Below are 17,917 nucleotides of genomic sequence, written 5' to 3'. Positions count from 1 at the left end.
ATACCAAGTAAGGACAAGCCGATAACTTGCACCTTCTTAGAGGTGTGCAGAAAAAGAGAGTGTCGAATACACAACTTTTGTTGGTCAGCTGTTGGGATTTGCACAGTTGTGACGGAGCCCTGTAGACCGGGGCTTTGGTTATGCCTTTATCGATTAAACATATAATTGAATGTGTTTTTTTCGCATTGTTGTGAATCGAACATTTCACCAGCAAAGTGTTGCGCCTGTGGCGATTAAATAGGGCGATGGGCCCCTATTTGTTGATGTTTTGACGTGGCACGAACCCTGCAAAGTTCAAAATAGAGCGCGACTATACGAATAGATGCTCCAACTAATTAGAGACCCCAGGAGTATTGAGTCCATGCGGCAACTGTTTGAACCACGCGCTCGTCGTTTTGAGTCACTGGCCACCGCGTCCAGCCTTGGCGTGCTGTTGATGTTGATACACGGTGCGGCGTTTGCCGCCCCGGCCGACCCTACCCTGGCCACGGTGGTGGTCACCGGCGCCGAAGCCACCGAGGCGCAAAAGGCCGAAAAGCAGTTGGCCAGGGTGCCCGGCAAAACCGCGGTGATCGACAACCGCAAGATCGAACAGGGCCGTGCGGCGAATGCCGAGGACGTGCTGGCGCTGCAGCCGGGAGTCTTCGCCCAGGCCACCAGCGGCTCGGGCGCCAACAAGATATCGATCCGTGGTTCGGGCCTTAACACCTTCTATCAAGGCTATGTGCTGGGGATTAAATTCCTCTACGACGGCCTGCCGTTGACCGGGCCGGGCGGCACCCAGGAAGACATGCTGGACATGGCCTCGGTGGACCACACCGAGGTGCTCTACGGCGCCAACGCCTTCCGTTATTCGGCCTTGTCCCTGGGCGGCGCGATCAACTTCGTCAGCAAGACCGGGCGCACCGACCCGGGCAACTACGCGCGCTTCGAGGCCGGCAGCTTTGGCTACCGCAAGCAGCAACTGAGTACGGGTGGCGTGGAGGGCGACAACGACTACTACGTCAGCATCCAGCACAACGAGCGTGACGGTTACCAGGACAACACGCCGAACAAAGGGCAGGGGATCGTCGCCAACTTCGGCCACGTGTTCAGCCCGCAACTGGAGACGCGCTTCTATATTCGCTACAAGGAAGAGACCCTCAGCCAGGGCAACACCCTGACCAAGTACCAACTCAAGCACGACCCCACCAGCAACCTCGTGCCCATCGGGCGCAAGAAGGACGGCTCGACCCTGCTGGGCAGCACCACCACCTACACCTTCGACGACAATGCCAAGCTCGAAGTCGGCCTGGGCTACAACGATTACCCGCTGGACAACGGCTGGCGCTATTCGCCAACGCCCCAGGAATGGCGCTCCCAGGACGTCAACCTGACCCTGCGGTACCTGCGCACCGCCGACACCTTCTTCGGCCTGCGCAGCGACAGCAGCGTGACCTTCAGCAACACCCTGGCGTACCTGGCCGATGTGAAATCCCACAGCAAGGCCACCGGCATCACCCAGCAGAAAACCAACTACACCGGCTCCCGGGACACGGTGTTTTCCCTCGGCAACGAACTGCAACTGAATGACCGTACGTGGCTGTCCACCGGGCTGTCGTTAATTGATATCAAGCGCAAGGCGCAGATCGAATACACCACCGGCACCAATACCAGTGCGTTCCCCAGTGGCGTCGAATACGACGAGACCGACGTCGCCCCGCGCATCGGCCTGCGCTATCAACTGACCCCGGAATTCGAAGTGTTCGGCAACGTCAGCCGCTCGGTGGACCCACCGGTCACTTGGCAACTGGGCAGCACCGGCACGCCGTATATCCGCGATGTGCGACCACAAAAAGCCAACACCGTGGAGTTCGGGATTCGCGGCGGCCACGGTATTTTCGACGGCAGCCTGACGGTGTACCGCTCGTGGGTGCAGAAAGAACTGCTGTCGGTGGTGGTGCGCCAGGCAACGGCGACCCAGGATCAACTGGTGGCCACCTCCAACGGCAGCGCGACGATTCACCAGGGCATCGAAGCCGGCTTGAATGCGCAACTGTGGGACGGCGGCAATGGCGACACCGTGACCTTGCGCCAGGCGTACACCTTCAACGACTTCCACTACCGCAATGACTCGGTGTTCGGCGACAACCAACTGCCGGGCCTGCCGCGCCAGGTCTACCAGGCCGAGCTGGAGTATCGCCAGGGCAGCGGCTTCTACGCGCAGCTCAACGCCCGGGCGGCGTCCAGTTATTACGTCGACTTTGCCAACTCACTGAGTGCGCCGTCTTACACGTTGTGGGGCGCGAAGGTGGGCTACGAGGCCCCGAGCAAGAAGTGGGAAGTGTTCGTCGATGCGCGCAACCTGACCAACAAACGCTACGCCACGGCCACCAACACCGCGTATGACGCCAAGGGCCAGGACTCGGCCAACTTCTATGTAGGGGATGCGTTCAACGTGACCACGGGGGTTGCGTTTCACTTCTGACCGCAGGCCGGCGCTCTAACAAACAAAGGAAGTCCTGTGGGAGTTGTCGAGCTTTAGCGAGGCTGCGATGGCGTCAGCACAGTCAACATGGATGTTGCCTGGCCCACCGCTATCGCAGCCTCGCTAAAGCTCGACAGCTCCCACATTTGATTTTTGTTGCGTCCAGAAACCTAGTTCTGCGGCCGTTGCTTGGTTGAGTCCAGCTCGGCCTTTTTGCCGGTGCTGATCTCGGTGATCTGCGCCGACTTGGCGATCGCAAAATCGAAGGTGTCCTGCATCTTGGCGATCGCATCGGTCGCGGTGCCGTTCAGGCCACCGTTGGCGGCCCAGTCGAAGTTCCACACGCCGGACAGGTTGTCGGCACCGGCCACGTCATGGGTTTCGATCGCGGTGAACACGTCGGGATGGCGCTCCATGTACTGGGCAGCAGCGCTGACATCCGCCGGCACCTTGCCCGAGGCGTTGCTGGCCAGTTGCGAAAGCTCTTGCTTGGTAATGGCCGACTTGCCCGTCTGGCGCATGTAATCAGCGACTACCTTGCTCGACTTGGCAATGTTCAACTTGTCGTCGAACACCGACGTTGAGGCTTTTTGAGTAGTCGGTCCGCCACCGGCGGGTGTTACGGTAGTAGACATCGGCGCTGCTCCCTCAATGGATTGGATGACATCGACGCCGACGTTAGCATGGGCAATTGGCCATTTATCGCCGGCTTCACAACAATTCGCAGCGGCCGGAAAATTTCACAGCGTTTCGCACAGGGAAGGGATGGTGTTCAGGACGACTCAAGGGAAAAGCCGGTTTGCCGGGTTTTTCATCAGCCGCAATTTTTCACTGTTATGGCTGGGCCAGGTGCTCTCGTCCTTTGGCGAATTTGTGTTGGAGAGCACGATCATCGTCTGGCTGGTGACGGACCTGTTCCGTGACAGCGCTTTTCTACCGAGTGCCGTTGGCCTGGCGGTGGCGGCATCGGCGATTCCGCGGGTGCTGGTGGCGCCATTGGCGGGCGCCTGGGTCGACCGCATGACGCCGCTCTACGTGATGATCAGCGCAGACGCTATCCGGGTGATCAACTTCCTGATCTTTATCCTGATCTATTCATTGTCCGGCCTCGGCCAGATGCAGGTATTCACCGGCGTGCTGCTGTTGCTGGTGATGAACAGCAGCGCTGCGCAGTTCTTCAACCCGTCCCGCCAGGCGATCATGCAAGTGATCATTCCCGCTGAGCGGCGGGTAGAAGCGTCGGCCAAGACGATGTTTTCCCTGACGGGCATTTCGGTTCTCTCAGCTTCCGTGGGCCCGGCCTTGTTTGTGTGGGTGGGGCCGATCTGGGCGTTGATGATCAATGTGCTGGCGTTCAGCTGTTCGGCGTTATGCATCGTGGCTACCCGAGGCTTGCGTACAGCGTTGCCGGTAGCGCACACATCGTTCTGGCGTGGGCTGTTGGAGGGCCTGCGGTTTTCCTGGGGGCACCCGTCGATTCGGACCCTGCTGACCGGTGTGGCGTTGTACGGATTTTCCCTAGGTATCAATAACGTCGTTTTGTCTTTGTACGCCTTCAAGACCCTGGGCCTGAGCCCGCGTGAATATGGCCTGGTTCTCGCCGCGTTTCCCGTCGGTGGTCTGGTGGCGGCATTACTGGTGCGGCCGCTGTTGAAGGCCTTGAGCATTCGCCGGGCGTTTACCGTTGCGCTGTTGTGCCTGGGGCTGAGCTACCTGGGCTACGCGTCGCATCCGCCGTTTTACCTGGCCTGGGCGCTGATGTTTTGCTGTGGGGTGTGCTTTTCGGTGTTCGCCATGGTGCAGGGGCCGATGCTGCAAGAGGCCGTGCCGTCGGGCTACATGGGCCGGGTCTCGGCGACGGTGACGCCGGTGCTGGCCATCGCCTCGTTGACCGGCACGCTGGTGTGTTCCCAGACGCTTAACCTTGCGCAGGGTGTTATCGGGGATGTCTACGGCGGTTACATCGTTATCGCGGCGGGCTTGCTGCTGACGGGCGGCGGATTGATGCTGCTCGGCGAACGGGCCGGTAAACACCGGGCCGCGTTGTCAAAGTGATTCCCCCGCATCCAGTCTGGCCAGCAGCATCTCGCCCCGTTTCCACAGCGCGTCCTGTTTGGATTCAGGCATGCGGTCGAGGTTTTTATACAGCATGGCCATGCGCTGATTGCCCCGCAACAGGTCGCCGTGGCGCATCAGGAAGTGCCAGTAAAGCGAATTGAACGGGCAGGCATTCTCAGCGGTGCTTTCAGTGACGCTGTAGGCACAGCCTCGGCAGTAGTCGGACATGCGCTTTATGTATTGGCCGCTCGCGCAGTAAGGCTTGGAACCGAGGTAGCCGCCATCGGCATGCATGACCATGCCCAGGGTGTTGGGCAGTTCGACCCAGTCGAAAGCGTCCATGTAGATCGCCAGGTACCACTCGCATATCTGGCTGGGCACGATCCCGGCCAGCAAGGCGAAATTGCCGGTGACCATCAGCCGCTGGATGTGATGGGCGTAGGCGTGTTTCAGGCTTTGGCCGATCGCCTGGCGCATGCAGTTCATTTGCGTCTCGCCCGTCCAGTAGAACTCCGGCAGCGGGCGGCTGTTGCCGAATGAGTTGCCGGCGGCGTAGTCCGGCATTTTCAGCCAGTAGACGCCGCGTACGTATTCACGCCAGCCAATCAGTTGGCGGATAAACCCTTCGGCAGCATTCAGCCCGATGCTGCCCGACCAATACGCCGCCTCCACATCGCTGCACAACTGGCGCAGGTCCAGCAGGCCGATGTTCAGCGCGGCACTGATGCGGGCATGAAACAGAAACGGCTCGTCGCTGGCCATGGCGTCCTGGTAGTCACCGAACCCCGCCAGGCCGTAATCCAGAAAGTAATCCCAGAGTGCCTGGGCGTCGGCGTGGGTCACCGGGTAATCGAAGGTGTCCAGTGCGCCGTAGTGGCTGCTGAAGTGTTTACCGACCAGCGCCAACACGTCCCGGGTGATTGAGTCCGAGCTGAAGCGCGCCGGGTAGGGCGCCTTGGTACCCTTGGGCAGTGCCTTGCGGTTCTGCGCATCAAAGTTCCAGGCGCCGCCGACTGGCGTGCCGTCACCGTTCAGCAGCAGCCCGCTCTTGCGGCGCATCTCACGGTAGAAGTACTCCATGCGCAGCTGTTTTTTGCCGCTTGCCCAGGCCACGAATTCGTCACGGCTGCACAGGAAGCGACTGTCGGCGTGCCACTGGATCGGCAAACCGCAGTCCTTCAGGGATTGCTCCAGGCGCCAGTCACCGCATTCAGTCAGGTGCAGTTCGCGCGCGTGCATCAGCGACTGCCAGCGCTTTAATTCGCCGGGCACCGAGCCGGTGTTTTGCGGGTCATCCAGGCTGACGTAGTGCACCCGAATACCGCGCTGCTGCAACGCCTGGGCAAAGTGGCGCATGGCGCTGAAGATCAGGGCGATTTTTTGCGGGTGGTGGGGCACATGGCTGGCTTCCTCCATCACCTCGACCATCAGGACCGCGTCGTGCTGGCTGTCCAGCCCATTTAACGAGGCCAGGTCAAACGATAACTGGTCGCCCAGGACCAGGCACAGCCGATGAGTCTCATGCATTGATTCAATGGGCCTCTTGGACGGACTGGCGGCGGAAGAACAACGTCACCTGACCGACCTCGACGCCCAACTTGGACATGCTGGAGCGATTGATCAGCGTGTCTTCGTCCATCAGGTACATCCAGTCGTCGAGGCTCACTTCGTAGACGGAGCCGTCAACCGGCAGGTTCAGGATGTAACGCCAGCGCAAGGCGTTGCCGGCCACTTCGCCCTTGGCTTCACCCACCACATCGTCGGCACGACCGCGCCAGTGGCCCGGGCCGTCGGGCGTCAGGGTCCAGACACGCCGCTGGCGCGTGCCGTCGCTGTAGAGAAAGCGCTCGTCGAGAATCAGGTTTTCACCTTCGCGGCGGCTGGCGATATTCACCTCGAAACGCTTGGCCACTTCGCCCGAGCGCTTCTCGAATATCCCCCAGGCTTTAACCGGCTTGCTGAAGAAACGCACCAGGTCCAGCTGCGGTTGCTGGTCGGCATAGTGTTTGACGTCAACGCTGCCGCAACTGCACAGGCCGAGGATCAAGGCCAGTGAAACCAATAGACGGGTCATTGCATGTCTCCCTGAGCGGGCGTGATACAGCGGAAGCTTCGATACCTGATACTTGTACAAAATTATAAACTTGTACAGGTATTTAAAAGGCACCTGGCTGTATCCGCTACTGACCTGCATATTGATGGGCCGCTCACTGAGCCGTTTGATCGTTCCCACGCTCTGCGTGGGAATGCCGCCTCGGACGCTCCGCGTCTCGCTGCCGACGCGACATTGAAGCCTCGCGAGGGTGACGCGGAGCGTCACGGTATGCATTCCCACGCGGAGCCTGGGAACGATCAACAATGGGCATACGCCGGCAGCGGTATCGCCCGTTCCTACGCAGACCGTTCCCACATAGATTTCAGGTTGCTTCCAGTCCTTCTCGCCGCTAACCTTCGCGGGTCGCTGCCAATTCAGCGAACGGGTGTGGTAGCCCGGCTATTTCATAGATCCCAAAACGCTCAAGGGCGTTTTTTTGTGCGGGCTGCTTTGTGGCGGCTGTGCATGGGAGGCTTCGGCCTGCCGGGTTTCTATGACCGGTCTACCACCCCGTGTACAGTCGCCTCCTTAATCGTGTGGTAGCGAGCGTGGAGGTGCTTACTCATAGAGGAGCTTCACCATGAAAAAGGTCTCGCCCAACCCGCCGCATTACTTGAACGACCAGAAATTCCACGATGCTGCCCAGCGCGCATTCAAGCACTACGACCTCAACTCAGAACCTGCCGCTTCGCCTCCGTCCTCCAACAAACTATTCTCCGTACGTGCCGGCCTCAGCACCGAAGTCGCCTTGTGTAATGCCAGCGAGATTCTTGAATCGGCGGCTGTCAGCGCCTATGACTGTGCCGAGCATCTTGATGGGGCCAGCCGCAAGCAAGTGTTGGCAGTGGTGCAATTGGTGGAGATGGCGCAGTTGTTGGTGGATGAGGCGCTGAACCGGGAGTGTCCGGTGGCCTGATCACATCCGAAATCCAACTGGCAACATAAATCCAGTGTGGGAGCGGTTGGTCAGGAGAGCGGGTTTGTCAGCAGGCTCGCGATCACTCCCACGCTGATCGTTCCCACGCTCTGCGTGGGAATGCCGCCTCGGACGCTCCGCGTCCCGCTGGCAATGCACAATGGAAGCCTTGCGCAGTGGTGACGCGGAGCGTCACGGTATGCATTCCCACGCGGAGCGTGGGAACGATCGGTCGCCCGGTTTATCAGTAGCGAATCATCACCGACTTGAGTTCGGTGTAGTCCTCGATAAAGGCCCCGCCAAACTCACGCCCCACCCCCGAAGACTTGTTGCCGCCAAACGGCACGGCCGGGTCGAGCATCGTGTGCATGTTCACCCACACCGTGCCCGCGTTGATCGCCGGCACCATGCGCAGGGCCTTGCTCAAATCGTTGGTCCAGAGGCTGGCGCTCAGGCCGTAGGACGTGTTGTTCATCAGTTCCAGCAGTTCTTCCTCGGTGTCGTAGGGGAAGAACGTGGCGATCGGGCCGAAGGTTTCTTCGTTGAGCAGGGTGTCGTTGATCGTGTTGGCGAGAATCACGGTGGGCTCCACATAGCAGCCCGGGCCCTCGATCAGCTTGCCGCCGTGGACAATCGTATTGTTCTCGGCGCGGGCCTTGGCGAAAAACCATTCGAGTTTCTTTTGGTGCTGGCGGTTGGTCACCGGGCCGAATTCGGTGCGCTCGTCCAGTGGCGAGCCGATGTTCAACCGGCTCAGGCGTTGCGCCAATTTCTCCATGATCGGCTCGATCTGCGAGCGGTGGGCGAAGAAGCGTTCGGCCGCCGCGCAGATTTGCCCGGAGTGCAGGAAGCCGGCTTCGATGATGCCGTTGACGGCCTTGTCGAGGTCTACATCCCGCAGGAACCCGGCGGAATTCTTGCCGCCCAGCTCCAGGGTTGCCCGGGTCAGCCCGGCGCCCATGGCGCTGCGGCCCACGGCGATGCCGGTGGGCACCGAGCCGGTAAACGAGACCTTGTCGGTGCCCGGATGCTCCACCAGGCCCTGGCCCACGTGCCTGCCACCGGTCAACACGTTCAGCACGCCCGCCGGCAGGCCGGCGTCGATGGCCAGTTCGGCGATGCGCAGGATGGTCAGCGGGGTGAACTCGCTGGGCTTGATGATGATGCTGCAACCGGTCACCAGCGCCGAGGCGAGTTTCCAGATGGCGATCATGGTCGAGAAATTCCACGGCACGATGCCCACCACCACGCCCACCGGTTCGCGCAGGGTGAACGCGGTGTAGCGTTCGCCGGCAAAGGAGGGCAGTGACGGGGTAATGGTCTGGCCGCTGATCTTGGTGGCCCAGCCGGCGTAGTAACGCAGGAAGTGCGCGGCCTGGTCCACTTCAAAGGCCCGTGAAACCTGGATGATCTTGCCCGACTGGCAGGTTTCGATCTGCGCCAGTTCTTCGCGGTGTTGCTCCAGCAGGTCGGCGAGTTTCAGCAGCACATTGCCGCGTGTCGCCGGTGCGGTTTGGGACCATTGCCGGAAGCCGCGCCGGGCGGATTCCACCGCCGCGTCGATATCCGCAAGGTCGGCGTCGGCCACGTGGGCGATCACGTCGCCGTTGGCCGGGTTGGTCACCTCCAGGGTCTGGCTGGAATGGCTCGGGACGTAACCGCCGTCGATGAACAAGGCATGGTTTCGACCAAGGAAGGCGTGGACTTCAGGCAGCAGCGCAACATCGCTCATGGGATTTTCCTGCTCGCAAAAGCCCGAGGTTAACCAGCCTGGGCGGCCCGGGCTTGTCTCTGTCTGCCGGACGATATGCCTGTGGCTGCCAGGCCTGTGGAAAGTGCAATCTTGGCTGTGGAAGGTGCATTTTCCGGGGGGGTTGCCCGCTCCATACTGGCCCCACATCCAGCGCCGTTCGTTGAGTTTGAACGCCAGCCGGACATCCAATAATAAGCAGGGCCGTCCATGAAAAAGCCAAACCCGCTCCTCGAAGACCTCAAGGCGATTCTGCCGACCATCGCTGCCAACGCCTTCCAGGCCGAGCAGGACCGCAAGGTTCCCGACGAGAACATTGCGCTGCTCAAGAGCATCGGCATGCACCGGGCCTTTCAACCCAAACCCTTCGGTGGCATGGAAATCTCCCTGCCGCAATTTGCCGACTGCATCGCCTTGCTGGCCGGCGCCTGTGCCAGCACCGCCTGGGCCATGAGCCTGTTGTGCACCCACAGTCATCAACTGGCGCTGTTTCCCGCCAAGCTGCAGCAGGAAGTCTGGGGCGATAACCCGAATGCCACCGCCAGCAGCAGCATCGCGCCGTTTGGCCGCACCGAGGAAGTGGAGGGCGGTGTGCTGTTCAGCGGTGAAATGGGCTGGAGCAGTGGCTGCGATCATGCCGAGTGGGCGATTGTCGGTTTCCGTCGCAAGAACGCCGAGGGCACCCAGGACTATTGCTTCGCGGTATTGCCCCGCAGTGACTATCAGATTCGCGATGACTGGTTCGCCGCCGGCATGAAAGGCAGCGGCACCAAGACCCTGATCATCGACAACGTGCTGGTGCCCGAACACCGTATCCAGAAAGCCAAGGACATGATGGAAGGCAAGTCCGCCGGCTTTGGCTTGTACCCCGACAGCAAGATTTTCTACTCGCCGTACCGGCCGTATTTCGCCAGTGGTTTCTCCACGGTGAGCCTGGGCGTGGCCGAGCGCATGCTTGAGGTGTTCCGCGAGAAAACCAGGACCCGCGTGCGTGCCTACACCGGCGCGGCGGTGGGCGCTGCGACTCCGGCGCTGATGCGTCTGGCCGAGTCGACGCACCAGGTGGCGGCTGCCCGGGCCTTCCTGGAAAAGACCTGGCAGGAACACGCCGAACACAGCGAGCAGCACCGTTATCCCAGTCGCGAAACCCTGGCTTTCTGGCGCACCAACCAGGCGTACGCCACCAAAATGTGCATCCAGGCGGTGGACCGCTTGTTCGAGGCCGCCGGCGGCAATGCGTGGTTCGAGCACAACGAAATGCAGCGCCTGTTCCGCGATTCCCACATGACCGGCGCCCATGCCTACACCGACTACGACGTGTGCGCGCAGATCCTGGGGCGTGAGCTGATGGGGCTTGAGCCTGATCCGAGCATGATTTGACGCCGACCCTGCCATCACCACAATCAGGACTGCACGTTGATGCAGTCCGGGAGTCTTGCATGTCTGATAACAGTTTCGACCCACGGGCTTTTCGCCGGGCCCTCGGTAATTTTGCCACCGGCGTCACCGTGGTCACCGCCGCTGATGCCAGCGGGCGCAAGGTGGGCGTCACCGCCAACAGCTTCAACTCGGTGTCCCTGGACCCGCCGCTGGTACTGTGGAGCATCGACAAGCGCTCCAACAGCCACGAGGTGTTCGAGCAGGCCAGCCATTTTGCGGTCAACGTGCTGGCGGCCGACCAGATCCACCTGTCGAACAACTTTGCCCGGCCCAGGGATGATCGTTTTGCCGAAATCGAATTCGAACCGGGGGAGGGCGGCTCGCCGGTCTTCGCCGATTGCTCGGCGCGGTTTCACTGCGAGAAATACCAGCAGGTGGATGGTGGCGATCACTGGATCATGATCGGCAAGGTGGTGGCGTTTGATGACTTTGGTCGTGCGCCGTTGCTCTATCACCAGGGGGCGTATGCGCGGATCGAAGAGCGGCAACCGTAGGGCGAACACCTCTCTTGAAGGTTGACGCAGCCTACATGTGGGAGCGGGCTTGCTGTGGTGAGGGGGCTTGCCCCTCGTCGGGTTCACCACAGATTGATGGGGCTGCTTCGCAGCCCAACGCGGGGCAAGCCCGCTCACCACAGCAAGCCAGCTCCCACATTTGATCTCGGTCGCCGATTGGATCTGCGCTAGAACGGCACGGCCACGGTGACCTGGCTGTAGACATTGGTACCGTTGCCCCCCACCTGATTCCCGCCGTTGCTCTCATCCTTGTTCGGCTTGTACAGCCCCAGCAGCGGCGTGATGATCAGGTGTTCATTCACCGCCCATTCCGCGTACAGGTCCAGTTCGCGCCCATCGAGGTTGAGCATGCCGCCCTTGCTCAAGGTCTTGTAGTCGAAGAACAGCGCGCCGACGGTCACGCTGTCCAGCGGCTTGACCTTCAACGCCACGTGTTGCACCTCGGTATTGGTATTGAACGGCCCCGAGTAATTGCCGGCCACTTCGCCCTGCACCCAGGTGCCGTAGCCCCGGTTGAAGCCCGAGAACATCGCGTCCCAGTTTTTTGAATAGCGGCTGTAGCGGTACGTCAGATCCGGCGACCAGGGCAGTGCGGCGAAGGTATAGCCGCCTTCGGTGTACCAGGCCTTTTCCGGGCCGGCATCCTTGTCCTGCCAGGCGTATTCAAAGGAAAAGTGTGCGTTCTCGATCCCGGCATTGCCGGCGCCCCGCAGGCTGTAGATGTTCATGCCGGCGCGCTGTTTTTGCAGGTCATTGGCATAACGGTCGTCGACGCTGATGCCGTGGATATAGGTCAGGCCCACGGTGCCCGGCGCGGCGGTGTAGTCCAGGGTACTGGCGGCCATTTCGGTGTTGGCCTGGGCGCGGTTGTCGGACTTGATCCACATCACGCTGCCATGCACGCCGTCCTTGCCGCCCAGGCGCAACACGGCGGTTTGATCAAAGGCATGGCGCGCCGCGATGTAATAGGCGCCGCCACGGTTGAACTTGCCGTCGTCCACGCCCTTGCCGAGGTTCGGGCCGTCGTCGTTGATGATGAAACCGTCGCCGAGCATGATGACCTGGCGGCCGAACGACAGGTCCACGCCATCCTTGCCCAATCCCGGAAACAGCTCGCCCGAGCGCCAGCCGGCGAAGGCTTCGTCGAACTTGGTGGTGCGCTCGCGGCCGGTGGTCACGCCAGACGAGTCGCCGTCGCCCCAGGTGCCGGAGCTGACCAGGTTGGCAGTGCCATACACGCTGCCCAGGGCGCCGAAGCGCTGGTCGATGCTCAAGCCATACTTGATGAACCCTTCGCGCCACGTTGAGCCGCCGGTGGTGCCGTCGTAGTTCTTGCGGCTGTTGAACAGGCCGTACACCGCCAGGAAGTTGCCGGTGACGTGGGTGTCGTCATCGGCATACAGCTCGAAGGCCTGGGCCGATGACTCGATGATCATCAGCGCGATGCCCAGGCTGATGGCCCTGTACAGGTGACGGGTTTGTTGTGTGTGCTGCATTGTTATAGTCCCCAACAAGGTGAATTGAGGGAGCATTAGGGCGAGCGCCGCCGGGCCAAGTCTTTCCCCTGCGTGCCAGGCAATTGACCCAGGCCGCCAGTGGCAGGGCGGTGGCAGGCAGCAACAAAACCGGCGGCAGCCAGGAGCAAGACGATCAGCCAGGGCGGGGCGCAGAGTGCCAATACTTCTAAAAATCCGCTTCTTGAGGATCCGCACCATGTCGATCAACGACCGGCTCACCGAACATTTGAAACGCGGCACGGTGGGCTTTCCAACCGCGCTGGCGAGCACTATTGGCTTGATCATGGCCAGCCCGGTGATCCTCACCGCGACCATGGGGTTTGGCATCGGCGGCAGTGCCTTCGCGGTGGCGATGTTGATCGCGGTGGTGATGATGCTGGCCCAGGCGACCACCTTCGCCGAGGCCGCCTCGATCCTGCCCACCACCGGCTCGGTCTACGACTACATCAACTGCGGCATGGGCCGGTTCTTCGCGATTACCGGCACCTTGTCGGCGTACCTGATCGTGCATGTGTTTGCCGGCACCGCGGAAACCATCCTCTCCGGGGTGATGGCGCTGGTGAACTTCGAACACCTCAACACCCTGGCAGAATCCGCCGGCGGTTCGTGGTTGCTGGGGGTGGGTTTCGTGATTGTGTTCGGGGTGCTCAATGCGTTTGGCGTCAGCGCGTTCGGCCGGGCCGAGATCATCCTCACCTTCGGCATGTGGACCACCTTGATGGTATTTGGCGTGCTGGGCCTGATCGCGGCCCCGGCGGTGCAGCTGGACGGCTGGTTCGGTGAATCCCTGGTGGGCACCGACCTGGTCACCATCCTGTCGCTGGTGGGCATGGCGATGTTCATGTTTGTCGGCTGTGAATTCGTCACGCCGCTGGCGCCGGACCTGCGCAACTCGGCCAAGGTGATGCCCAGGGCGATGGTGCTGGGGCTGCTGGGCGTGGCCACGTGCATGTTCATCTACGGCGCGGCGATGAAGCGCCAGGTGGAAAACGTATTGATCGACGCGGCGGGCGGCGTGCACCTGCTGGACACGCCGATGGCCATCCCGAAATTCGCCGAGCAGGTGATGGGCAGCATTGGCCCGATGTGGCTGGGCATCGGCTTCCTGTTTGCCGGCGCTGCAACCATCAACACCCTGATGGCCGGTGTGCCGCGAATCCTGTACGGCATGGCGGTCGACGGCGCGTTGCCGAAGGTTTTCACCTACCTGCACCCGCGCTTCAAGACGCCGTTGCTGTGCATCCTGGTGGCGATGCTGATCCCGTGCCTGCACGCGCTGTACCTGGGGGGCAACACCGACAACATCATGCATCTGGTGCTGGCGGCGGTGTGTGCCTGGAGTTTTGCTTACCTGCTGGTGACGTTGTCGGTGGTGATTTTGCGAATTCGCCGTCCGGATTTGCCTCGCGCCTACCGCTCGCCGTTCTTTCCGCTGCCGCAGATTCTGTCGAGCATCGGCATCCTGCTGGGCATGTGGTTTATCACCCCGCCCGGCATGAACCCCGCCGACATCTACATCCCCTTTGGCGTGATGCTCGGGTGCACGGCGGCGTACGCGCTGTTCTGGACCCTGGTGGTGCAGAAGGTCAATCCATTCAAGCCCGCCTCGGTGGAAGAGGTGTTGGCCAAGGAGTTCGCCCATGAGCCGGGTCCATCGCACAACGGGTATGTCAGCCATGCTGCAAAAACTGTCTGAACTGTTCAGCGCCCGGCGTGCGCCTGCCGGGTATCGGCCCGGGGTTACGCTGGAACACCTGCGACGTAATCTCGGCTTGGCCGGTTATGAGTTGTGTGGACCGACGACGGCCCGGCTTTCCCTGGACAATCTCGGGCTGCAACTGGAGATCGTCGAGCGCACCGAGTCGCAGCTGTTGATGCACCTGGTGATGATCGAATTCGTGTTGCGCATCCCTGCCTCGCAGCAGGGCACGGCGAGCTTCGAACTGCACCACACCGGGGCCGTTCGACGCACCGGCATCCGCTGTCGGCAGCGGTCGGGAGACAAGGACGTTTTGACGCTTCTGCAAACCGAACTGCAGGAGGGCAGCGCGTTGCATCGCGCCCTGATGCCGCTGGATTTCAAGCGCCTGCGCATCGACCTGCAGGATCACCAGTGGTGCGTACGGCTTGAGCATATGGGCGGCAGCGAGGTGGTCAACCGCATGCCGGCGTTCCGGCGCTACATCGCCTTGAGCAGCACTCAACGCGCCTGGCTGCTGGACGCGCTGGGCGGTTTCCAGCGCGCATTGCAGGCTCACTGACCGCAGGATTTGGCATCAATAGTGCAAACACCTTGGCAGACACGTACTTGTTGCGCGCATATAGATAACATGTTAACTATTGCCCGACAAAAACAAAAAGCCAAGGTGGAAACAACCATGAGCATGCAACAGATTGGGCAAGACGGGCTGGACCGCTGGACCCGGGATCTGCGCGCGGTTTGCGGTCACTTCGACACAGAACTGGCCTTCAACCGCTCGCTGTTCATCGGCAGCATCACCACCTTTTCCCGCGGCGGTTTGCCTTTGGCCAACCTGCGCACCAACGCCGGCCTGATCAAACGCTCCAAGGCCCGCGCCGACCACGATGACGACCAGAACTGCTTCCTCGTCAGCCAGCGCAGCGGCTACTGCCAGATCACCCAAAACGGCCAGAGCGTGCAACTTGCCCCCGGCGAATTACTCCTGATGGACTCGGTGGGCTCCATCGACATCACCCCGTTCGGGCTGATCGAACACGCGTCCCTGTCCTTGTCCCGCGCAGAGGTGTGTAAACAGCTTGGCAACCAGCCCAAGACCTTCGGCAAAATCTCCTCAAGCAAAGCCTGCGGGCGCATGTTGCACGTGCTGATGGACCAACTGTGCAAAGACGCGCTCAACGGCGAAGGCGCGGTCGGCGAGGGGCAGGCGTTGCAGTCGGCGTTTGTCTCGCTGCTGGGCTCGGCGTTTGAGCAGGAAAATGACGAGCTCGATGACTGCGGCGGGTTGCAGGGCAGCAACCTGCGCAGCTATGTGCAGAAGGTCATTGATGAATCGCTGACCCAGCCAGGGCTGAGCCCGGTGGGGTTGGCGAGTCGATTGAACATCTCGGTGCGGCATTTGTACCGGTTGTTTGAGGAACAGGATGACAGCGTGTGCCGCTATATCCAGCGGGCGCGGTTGAAGCGTAGTGCGGATGATTTGACCAACCCGTTTTTGCGCAGTGAGTCGATTACGTCGATTGCGTATAAGTGGGGGTTTACGGATTCGGCGCACTTTAGTCGGTCGTTCAAGAAGCAGTTTGAAGTGTCGCCGAAGGATTTTCGGGCGGGGCGGTTGCAGCAGGTGGGGTGAGGGCGCTACAGGGCCACTCATTTGTTGCTCAGTCTATCCCCCTTCACGGGTCCCTCCGGTTAGTGCCTTGTCGAGCTTTTCTACGACATGCTCAAGCCACAAGCGTCCTGATGGCCACTCGTGGGGATAGTGGTAGTAACAGTACTGTTCATAGAGAAGGTTTTTTTGGAGGTCTATCTCTGTATTTTGAACGGCTAAGAGCTCAATGATTTCCTGTCTTACTTGGCATATTGCCTCGGGGTCTGATTCGTTTATAAAAGAGTCAATGACCTCGTCTGCAGAGTCATGATCGTAGACCCAGTCCTGATTGAAGTAGCCACCGAAAAACTGTTGCAACGCTGTTAACGCAGGGCTCATTGTTTGGTCTTTTTCAGTGTTTGCCAAGTGGACTAATTTCATAGGGCTGACCTAAGTAGGGCATCTTCCGTTTTTATCGTTGTCAAGATTGAAAGGCGGTTAAGCAGTGGTTTGGACGAGTGAAGTAGCCCCTATGTTTTCTACCCGATAGGTTTGTCTGCATTGCCTTATGTAGGTGGTCTTTCAGTAAACTCAACTTGGTAGCGTACAAGGCACTGGAGCAAGATTCTCATAAACTGTTTTCTGTCAATGATTTCGCCTTCAAAGTAAGTATCGAAAAGATAGAATACGGAGTCGAAGCTATCATTAGTTCTTAGGAAGTATTTGAGTGTATCTATGTGCCACTGCCTTTCATCGACTTTGTATGAAAAAAATACAGGCTTTGTTAGTTTGTCAAAAAGTTCAGAGAGTTCTCTATCGTCATTGACGTTTTTTGAGGCGATGAACTCTTCTCTTTCTATGTCGTCCGCGTTTTCAATGCAATAGGTAAATAGCAGGTTTCTGGTGATTTGAAGGTCGGGTGAAAATTTCATTTAAACTCCGTGTAGGCAGTGATGGGTTGTCCATGCTGGTCTAGTATCACTTTTGCTTTTGTCTGTTTTCCATACTCGAAGCCGTCTTTTTTGTATCCCTCGCCAATGATTTTTTTCATGTCCATAGGTTTGCTGGATGTCGATATGTTAGTCAATTTGAATATGAGTTGTGCGCGGTGAATTGAATTTAGTTGGTCTCTATGGCTGATAAAATGAGTCGCGGCGCTAGGAAGTCTTGGTTGCCCCATATTCGAACCGCTAACGTATCTCTCAATGTTACCGGTAGTAGGGTTTCTAGCTGTCATTACACGTTCCAACTGGGAAGCCAGCGACGTCTGCGCCCCATGCTTTTCCAGAAAATGCGCTCCGGGTGTTGCTTGTTCAAGTTCATCAAGACGGCGGTATGCATTCGCCTCGCCAAGCTCATCAATTCGTGCGCGTCGTTCGGCCTGTGTCAGACGAGGTAAAGCAGGCTGGCCTTCGTTAACCGTAGTTTTTTCGGTCGGATCTCCAACCCCGACATCCGGTTTACAACCGTTCGCACCCGGACAGGTATTCAACCCCAACGGATCCACCCACCCCGTCGGGTTGGGCACGTACTGGTATCCGTTCAGCCCACCCGCCAGCTTCACGGGATCAGGCGTCAGATAGCGTCCAACATCCGGATTGTAGTAGCGATGGCGGTTGTAGTGCAGTCCGCTTTCCGGGTCGAAGTATTGGCCCTGGAAGCGCAGCGGATTGGTGAGGGTGTTGACGTCCAGCTTCGCGATTTGGCCGTAGGCGCGGTAGTGGGCGGACCAGACGATTTCGCCGTCGGGGGCGGTGAGTTCTTGTGGCGTGCCGAGGTGGTCGAGTTGGTAGTGGAAGGGTTTTACGTCTTCCGGGCCGTAGCCTTTCAGCAGCGCTAACGGTCGGAAGCTGTTGGGTTCGTAGAGGT

15 protein-coding genes and 1 pseudogene are annotated in these 17,917 nt (G+C 59.9%); 8 read left to right on the top strand and 8 right to left on the bottom strand.

What is annotated here, in order from left to right:
- Positions 1-361 precede the first annotated feature (361 nt).
- The gene (locus P3C29_RS31245; protein WP_201122857.1) at positions 362-2,467 is read left to right on the top strand and encodes a TonB-dependent receptor; all 2,106 of its coding nucleotides are present in this window, start codon (positions 362-364) and stop codon (positions 2,465-2,467) included.
- Between the two features lie 170 nt (positions 2,468-2,637).
- Here the strand turns inward: P3C29_RS31245 and P3C29_RS31240 are convergent, their stop codons facing one another.
- On the bottom strand, positions 2,638-3,102 hold the full coding sequence (locus tag P3C29_RS31240; protein WP_029616095.1) for a hypothetical protein: 465 nt from the start codon (positions 3,100-3,102) through the stop codon (positions 2,638-2,640).
- 133 nt (positions 3,103-3,235) lie between these two features.
- Here P3C29_RS31240 and P3C29_RS31235 point away from each other — a divergent pair, with 133 nt between their 5' ends.
- On the top strand, positions 3,236-4,522 hold the full coding sequence (locus P3C29_RS31235) for an MFS transporter (protein ID WP_275966315.1): 1,287 nt from the start codon (positions 3,236-3,238) through the stop codon (positions 4,520-4,522).
- On the opposite strand, the gene P3C29_RS31230 is transcribed toward P3C29_RS31235, so the two are convergent.
- Together P3C29_RS31230 and P3C29_RS31225 are read right to left on the bottom strand one after the other, a co-directional pair.
- Positions 4,514-6,052 carry a cryptochrome/photolyase family protein gene (locus P3C29_RS31230; RefSeq protein WP_275966314.1) on the bottom strand — a complete coding sequence of 513 codons (1,539 nt, stop codon included), beginning with the start codon at positions 6,050-6,052 and terminating at the stop codon, positions 4,514-4,516. The two genes, P3C29_RS31235 and P3C29_RS31230, sit on opposite strands and share 9 nt — an antisense overlap.
- 4 nt (positions 6,053-6,056) lie before the next feature.
- Positions 6,057-6,599 (bottom strand): DUF3833 domain-containing protein, encoded by a 543-nt coding sequence (locus P3C29_RS31225; RefSeq protein WP_275966313.1) that lies wholly within the window; start codon positions 6,597-6,599, stop codon positions 6,057-6,059.
- A 601-nt stretch (positions 6,600-7,200) separates the two neighbouring features.
- Here P3C29_RS31225 and P3C29_RS31220 point away from each other — a divergent pair.
- The gene (locus P3C29_RS31220; RefSeq protein WP_008431194.1) at positions 7,201-7,536 is read left to right on the top strand and encodes a DUF3077 domain-containing protein; all 336 of its coding nucleotides are present in this window, start codon (positions 7,201-7,203) and stop codon (positions 7,534-7,536) included.
- Positions 7,537-7,780: 244 nt separating this feature from the next.
- Here the strand turns inward: P3C29_RS31220 and P3C29_RS31215 are convergent, their stop codons facing one another.
- Positions 7,781-9,268: an aldehyde dehydrogenase family protein gene (locus P3C29_RS31215; RefSeq protein WP_275966312.1), complete on the bottom strand. Its 1,488-nt coding sequence runs from the start codon at positions 9,266-9,268 to the stop codon at positions 7,781-7,783.
- A 228-nt stretch (positions 9,269-9,496) separates the two neighbouring features.
- Here P3C29_RS31215 and P3C29_RS31210 point away from each other — a divergent pair, with 228 nt between their 5' ends.
- Together P3C29_RS31210 and P3C29_RS31205 are read left to right on the top strand one after the other, a co-directional pair.
- The gene (locus tag P3C29_RS31210; RefSeq protein WP_201122866.1) at positions 9,497-10,666 is read left to right on the top strand and encodes a p-hydroxyphenylacetate 3-hydroxylase oxygenase component; all 1,170 of its coding nucleotides are present in this window, start codon (positions 9,497-9,499) and stop codon (positions 10,664-10,666) included.
- 59 nt (positions 10,667-10,725) lie between these two features.
- A pseudogene (locus P3C29_RS31205) lies at positions 10,726-11,196 on the top strand (flavin reductase family protein); the annotation flags it as partial.
- 212 nt (positions 11,197-11,408) lie between these two features.
- On the opposite strand, the gene P3C29_RS31200 reads toward P3C29_RS31205, so the two are convergent.
- Positions 11,409-12,737 (bottom strand): hypothetical protein, encoded by a 1,329-nt coding sequence (locus tag P3C29_RS31200; RefSeq protein ID WP_275966311.1) that lies wholly within the window; start codon positions 12,735-12,737, stop codon positions 11,409-11,411.
- A gap of 217 nt (positions 12,738-12,954) precedes the next feature.
- Here P3C29_RS31200 and P3C29_RS31195 point away from each other — a divergent pair, with 217 nt between their 5' ends.
- The 3 genes from P3C29_RS31195 to feaR all read left to right on the top strand — a co-directional run bounded on the left by P3C29_RS31195 (position 12,955) and on the right by feaR (position 16,090).
- Positions 12,955-14,454, top strand: coding sequence for an APC family permease (locus P3C29_RS31195; RefSeq protein WP_169387694.1), 1,500 nt, complete (start codon positions 12,955-12,957; stop codon positions 14,452-14,454).
- Positions 14,435-15,019: a DUF3156 family protein gene (locus P3C29_RS31190; RefSeq protein ID WP_275966310.1), complete on the top strand. Its 585-nt coding sequence runs from the start codon at positions 14,435-14,437 to the stop codon at positions 15,017-15,019. Before P3C29_RS31195 ends, P3C29_RS31190 begins: the two co-directional genes overlap by 20 nt.
- A 117-nt stretch (positions 15,020-15,136) precedes the next feature.
- Positions 15,137-16,090, top strand: coding sequence for a transcriptional regulator FeaR (feaR, locus tag P3C29_RS31185; RefSeq protein ID WP_275966309.1), 954 nt, complete (start codon positions 15,137-15,139; stop codon positions 16,088-16,090).
- Between the two features lie 33 nt (positions 16,091-16,123).
- On the opposite strand, the gene P3C29_RS31180 is transcribed toward feaR, so the two are convergent.
- The 3 genes from P3C29_RS31180 to P3C29_RS31170 form a co-directional block, all read right to left on the bottom strand.
- A complete protein-coding gene (locus P3C29_RS31180; RefSeq protein ID WP_275966322.1) occupies positions 16,124-16,447 on the bottom strand; it encodes a contact-dependent growth inhibition system immunity protein in 324 nt (107 codons plus the stop codon).
- 167 nt (positions 16,448-16,614) lie between these two features.
- Positions 16,615-16,980 carry a hypothetical protein gene (locus P3C29_RS31175; protein ID WP_275966308.1) on the bottom strand — a complete coding sequence of 122 codons (366 nt, stop codon included), beginning with the start codon at positions 16,978-16,980 and terminating at the stop codon, positions 16,615-16,617.
- On the bottom strand, positions 16,977-17,917 hold a 941-nt coding region (locus P3C29_RS31170; protein WP_275966307.1), incomplete at its 5' end, for an RHS repeat-associated core domain-containing protein. The genes P3C29_RS31175 and P3C29_RS31170, both read right to left, overlap by 4 nt.

This window comes from Pseudomonas sp. 1912-s (assembly GCF_029269205.1).
Taxonomy (GTDB): domain Bacteria; phylum Pseudomonadota; class Gammaproteobacteria; order Pseudomonadales; family Pseudomonadaceae; genus Aquipseudomonas.
Note: the sequence above shows the minus strand (reverse complement) of the source record. Positions and strands in the feature narration are given on the sequence as shown.

Bases quoted from the DNA above. Each gene is read 5' to 3' on its own strand.
- P3C29_RS31240 (WP_029616095.1), bottom strand. From the start codon at position 3,102: ATGTCTACTACCGTAACACCCGCCGGTGGCGGACCGACTACTCAAAAA.
- P3C29_RS31210 (WP_201122866.1), top strand. From the start codon at position 9,497: ATGAAAAAGCCAAACCCGCTCCTCGAAGACCTCAAGGCGATTCTGCCG.
- P3C29_RS31200 (WP_275966311.1), bottom strand. From the start codon at position 12,737: ATGCAGCACACACAACAAACCCGTCACCTGTACAGGGCCATCAGCCTG.
- feaR (WP_275966309.1), top strand. From the start codon at position 15,137: ATGAGCATGCAACAGATTGGGCAAGACGGGCTGGACCGCTGGACCCGG.
- P3C29_RS31230 (WP_275966314.1), bottom strand. From the start codon at position 6,052: ATGCATGAGACTCATCGGCTGTGCCTGGTCCTGGGCGACCAGTTATCG.
- P3C29_RS31220 (WP_008431194.1), top strand. From the start codon at position 7,201: ATGAAAAAGGTCTCGCCCAACCCGCCGCATTACTTGAACGACCAGAAA.
- P3C29_RS31225 (WP_275966313.1), bottom strand. From the start codon at position 6,599: ATGACCCGTCTATTGGTTTCACTGGCCTTGATCCTCGGCCTGTGCAGT.
- P3C29_RS31190 (WP_275966310.1), top strand. From the start codon at position 14,435: ATGCTGCAAAAACTGTCTGAACTGTTCAGCGCCCGGCGTGCGCCTGCC.
- P3C29_RS31175 (WP_275966308.1), bottom strand. From the start codon at position 16,980: ATGAAATTTTCACCCGACCTTCAAATCACCAGAAACCTGCTATTTACC.
- P3C29_RS31215 (WP_275966312.1), bottom strand. From the start codon at position 9,268: ATGAGCGATGTTGCGCTGCTGCCTGAAGTCCACGCCTTCCTTGGTCGA.
- P3C29_RS31195 (WP_169387694.1), top strand. From the start codon at position 12,955: ATGTCGATCAACGACCGGCTCACCGAACATTTGAAACGCGGCACGGTG.
- P3C29_RS31245 (WP_201122857.1), top strand. From the start codon at position 362: ATGCGGCAACTGTTTGAACCACGCGCTCGTCGTTTTGAGTCACTGGCC.
- P3C29_RS31180 (WP_275966322.1), bottom strand. From the start codon at position 16,447: ATGAGCCCTGCGTTAACAGCGTTGCAACAGTTTTTCGGTGGCTACTTC.